This is a genomic window from Cupriavidus sp. 05N40, from assembly GCF_056397305.1.
The window spans coordinates 1-4,111 of the sequence record NZ_JBFTND010000402.1 but is presented as its reverse complement, the minus strand read 5'-3'; the positions used below and the strand labels follow the sequence as shown (position 1 = coordinate 4,111).

Below are 4,111 nucleotides of genomic sequence, written 5' to 3'. Positions count from 1 at the left end.
GGTAACCCCAGATCAGGGCCAGCAGAACCAGCTTGACGAAGCCGCCGGACAGGAGCGCCGAGAACTTTGCGAAACTCAGTTCGGAGGTGACGCTTTGCTCGAACAGATAGAGCACGAAAGGAAGGAGGAGGAACATCAACGCACCGCTTGCGCGATGCAGGATGGACACCTTGCCGGCCCAGGGCAACCTGTAACGCGCTAGCTGCGTGACATGGATGTTCCGGAACTCCGGCCTGGCTTGTTTGACGGCTTCAGCCATGCGAGACCCCATTTTGCGGTAAACAAAAAACGAAACTACTCAATGCCCTGCATGCAAATGAATGCAGTTGGAGCAAATCCACATAATTTTAGCGCCTTTGTTGCGCGGCGCACCAATAATTTTCAGCTATCGCGCACCAACATGCCGTGCCCGACAATCGCACGCGGCCTCGCCACGGCGTAATAATCCCACTTCGCGCAACAGCGGCGGCGGCCATGGCCGCGGCAACAATAACCGCCAGAGATTCCCACACGGCAACTCAGCTCAAATCGTTCTGATAATAGTGCCGGGTGGTGACATACAAGCCGCGCCGGACTTCGACGGGGCGGTCGCCGTAGGTAAACGACACGCGCTCGACGGACAGCAGCGGCGCGCCAGCCTCCACGGAAAGCAAGGCTGCGGTGGCGGCGTCGGCGGACACCGCGCGGATCTTCTCGGAGGCCCGGATCATGCGCGTACCGAACTCGGCCTCGAACAGCGCATACATCGGCCCCTTCCATTCGGTCAGCTTCTCGGCCGTCAGCCCTTTGAAATTGGTGCCCAGCAGCCAGATCTCGTCCAGCACGGTGGCCTCGCCGGAGAAAAACAGCACGCGGCGGATCTGCACCACGCTGTCGCCGGTGCGGATATCGAGCAGGCGGGCGATCTCGGCGGGCGCGCGCAGGCGCTTGCACTCCAGCACCTGGCTGGCGCCATAATGGGGCTCGCCCTCATCGGGGACGAGTCGCAGGAACCGGAACTTGACGCCATCCTCGTGATGGGTCGTGACGAAGGTGCCCTTGCCCTGGCGGCGCGCCACCAGGTTCTCGGCGGCAAGTTCGTCGATGGCCTTGCGCACGGTACCCTGGCTGACCTTGTAGCGGGYCGCGAGGTCCATTTCGCTGGGGATCATGTCGCCCGGCTTCCATTCGCCGGACTGCAGGCTCTGGGTGATGAGCGCCTTGATCTGCTGGTAGAGTGGGCTGAACGTGGGCGAAACCGCGGCCGCCACAGGCGACTGCGTGCCGGCGCCGGACGCAGCGGCGCCACTATCCTGCACTGCAGCAACGGCAGTACCGACGAGGGGCGTGGGCAGGGATGACATAGGCGAATTTCACCACAAAACGGCAAAGGGCGTCCAGCCCGGCATTAAATGTCTTATGTCTTATATAAGACATATGAGCACCCCATGACCCGTAGTGGCTCCTCCCAGTCGGCATCGCTCCCAGCGCGCCGGCGGATTGCCGCCTGCCGCCGTGGCGACAAACTCGCACCCGGTGACGTACGGACCACCGTCCGGCGCGACACCGTCCAGTTTCCCCCTCTTTACGTTTGGAGATCTACTCATGGCTAAAGCCCCAATGCGCGTCGCAGTCACCGGCGCCGCTGGCCAGATCGGCTATTCCCTGCTGTTCCGCATCGCCAATGGCGACATGCTTGGCAAAGACCAGCCGGTCATCCTCCAACTGCTGGATCTCCCGCAAGCCCAGGCCGCCGTCAAGGGCGTGGTGATGGAACTGGAAGACTGCGCGTTCCCGCTGCTGGCAGGCGTGGTGATCACCGACGACCCCAAGGTCGCCTTCAAGGATGCCGACGTGGCCCTGCTGGTCGGTGCCCGTCCGCGTAGCAAGGGCATGGAACGCAAGGACCTGCTCGAAGCCAACGCCCAGATCTTCACGGTGCAGGGCAAGGCACTGGACGAAGTCGCCAGCCGCAACGTCAAGGTGCTGGTGGTCGGCAACCCGGCCAACACCAACGCCTACATCGCCATGAAGTCCGCGCCGAGCCTGCCGCGCGAGAACTTCAYCGCCATGCTGCGCCTGGATCACAACCGCGCGCTGTCGCAGATCGCCGCCAAGACCGGCAAGCCGGTTTCGTCGATCGAGAAGATGTTCGTGTGGGGCAACCACAGCCCKACCATGTACGCCGACTACCGCTACGCGACCGTCGACGGCCAGAGCGTCAAGAACCTGATCAACGACCACGCCTGGAACAACGACGTGTTCCTGCCGACCGTCGGCAAGCGCGGCGCCGCCATCATCGAAGCGCGCGGCCTGTCGTCGGCTGCCTCGGCCGCCAACGCCGCCATCGACCACGTGCATGACTGGGTGCTGGGCAGCAATGGCAAGGTCGTCACGATGGGCATCCCGTCGAACGGCGAGTACGGCATCCCGGCCGACACCATGTTCGGCTACCCGGTGACCACCGCCAACGGCAAGTACGAGATCGTCAAGGGTCTGGAGATCGACGCCTACAGCCAGGAAAAGATCAACATCACCCTGAAGGAACTGGAAGAAGAGAAAGCCGGCGTGCAGCACCTGCTCGGCTGATCCTCCTCAGATCTAGTCCCAGGCAGCGCCAATGATCAGGCCGGAGCCCCGCAACGATTCACGGATCGGCGCGGGCTCCGGCTTTTTTCATGGGCGCGCCGCCCGGTCCCCGGACACCAACCCAAACCAGAATACCTAACGTGCATCCCTCCGAGGTCTTGTTCCAGGGCGAAGCCATTCCGGCCCAACTGCCGGTCTGCGACCACTATGCCGGCAACGAAAAGCTGATGCTGAAATCGCTCGCCCTGCAGCAAGAGCTTGGGCCGGTCTTCGACATCACCTTCGACTGCGAGGACGGCGCCGCGGTCGGCCTCGAGCGCGAGCACGCCGAGTTGTGCGCGCATCTGATCAACGGACCGCAAAACCGTTTCAACCGCGTGGGCGTGCGCATTCACGACCCCGCCCACCCGAGCTGGCGCGAGGACATCGACATCCTGGTCGGCAGCGCCGGCGCGCGCCTGGCGTACGTGGCCATTCCGAAGGTGGCCGACGTGGTGGAAGTCGCGCGCGTGACCGACCACGTCAACCAGGTGGCGCGCGCCGCCGGCATTGCGCGTCACATTCCGATCCATGTGCTGATCGAGACGCATGGCGCACTCGAACAGGCGTTCGACATCGCCCGCCTGGTGCAGGTCGAATGCCTGAGCTTCGGCCTCATGGATTTCGTCTCCGCCCACCATGGCGCCATCCCCGGCGAGGCCATGCGCTCGCCGCAGCAATTCGAGCAGCCGCTGATCCGGCGCGCCATGCTGGAGATCTCGGCCGCCTGCCACCGCCACGGCAAGGTGCCTTCGCACAATGTCAGCACCGACATCGAGCAGCCCCGACGCGCCGGCGAGGACGCCATGCGCGCCCGCACGGAGTTCGGCTACCTGCGCAAGTGGAGCATCCACCCGGGCCAGATCGACCCCATCGTGGCGGCATTCCGCCCGAGCGGCGCCGAGATCGGCGCGGCCAGCGAGATCCTGCTGGCCGCCTACGAGAACAACTGGGCGCCGATCCGCCACCAGGGCCAGTTGCACGACCGCGCCAGCTACCGCTATTACTGGTCGCTGCTGCAGCGCGCCCACGCCACCGGGGCGGAACTGCCCTGCATGGTGCTGGACCGCTTCTTTGCGTGAGTTCGATGTTCGCCGTTGCTGTAACCCGGATTCTTACCCGATCCATTGACCCGGGCCATTGACCCGGGCCCGATTGCCCGGCCCCGCATCCGGGCGGCAGCTTGACCGCCGGGCGGGCCAGCAGACAGACAGGAGACGCGATGCCAGAGCAGCAGCAGCAGCCAGTCCAGCAGGACGCCCCGAAGCCGAAGAAATCCGTCGCCCTGTCGGGCGTTGCCGCCGGCAATACTGCGCTCTGCACGGTCGGCCGCACCGGCAACGACCTGCACTACCGCGGCTACGACATCCTCGACATCGCCGAGACCTGCGAATTCGAGGAGATCGCCCACCTGCTGGTGCACGGCAAGCTCCCCACCCGCGCCGAACTCAAGGCCTACAATGCACGGCAAGCTCCCCACCCGCGCCGAACTCAAGGCCTACAA

The 4,111-nt window shown here is 64.5% G+C and carries 5 protein-coding genes; 3 read left to right on the top strand and 2 right to left on the bottom strand.

All coding sequences use genetic code 11. The features are described from left to right. The coding region (gene sdhC, locus AC1DO7_RS40865; RefSeq protein WP_477117533.1) for a succinate dehydrogenase, cytochrome b556 subunit at positions 1-259 on the bottom strand (259 nt) is incomplete at its 3' end. Positions 260-518: 259 nt separating this feature from the next. Continuing rightward, positions 519-1,343 (bottom strand): GntR family transcriptional regulator, encoded by an 825-nt coding sequence (locus tag AC1DO7_RS40860; protein WP_477117532.1) that lies wholly within the window; start codon positions 1,341-1,343, stop codon positions 519-521. A gap of 241 nt (positions 1,344-1,584) precedes the next feature. Between AC1DO7_RS40860 and AC1DO7_RS40855 the strand changes: the two genes are divergently transcribed. From AC1DO7_RS40855 to AC1DO7_RS40845, 3 genes are all read left to right on the top strand, one after another. Further along, positions 1,585-2,568, top strand: a complete 984-nt coding sequence (locus AC1DO7_RS40855) for a malate dehydrogenase (RefSeq protein WP_477117531.1) — start codon at positions 1,585-1,587, stop codon at positions 2,566-2,568. A gap of 140 nt (positions 2,569-2,708) precedes the next feature. Continuing rightward, positions 2,709-3,689, top strand: a complete 981-nt coding sequence (locus tag AC1DO7_RS40850) for an HpcH/HpaI aldolase/citrate lyase family protein (protein ID WP_441624439.1) — start codon at positions 2,709-2,711, stop codon at positions 3,687-3,689. 140 nt (positions 3,690-3,829) lie between these two features. Continuing rightward, positions 3,830-4,111 (top strand): citrate/2-methylcitrate synthase (locus tag AC1DO7_RS40845; RefSeq protein ID WP_477117530.1); only part of this gene is annotated, 282 nt, incomplete at its 3' end.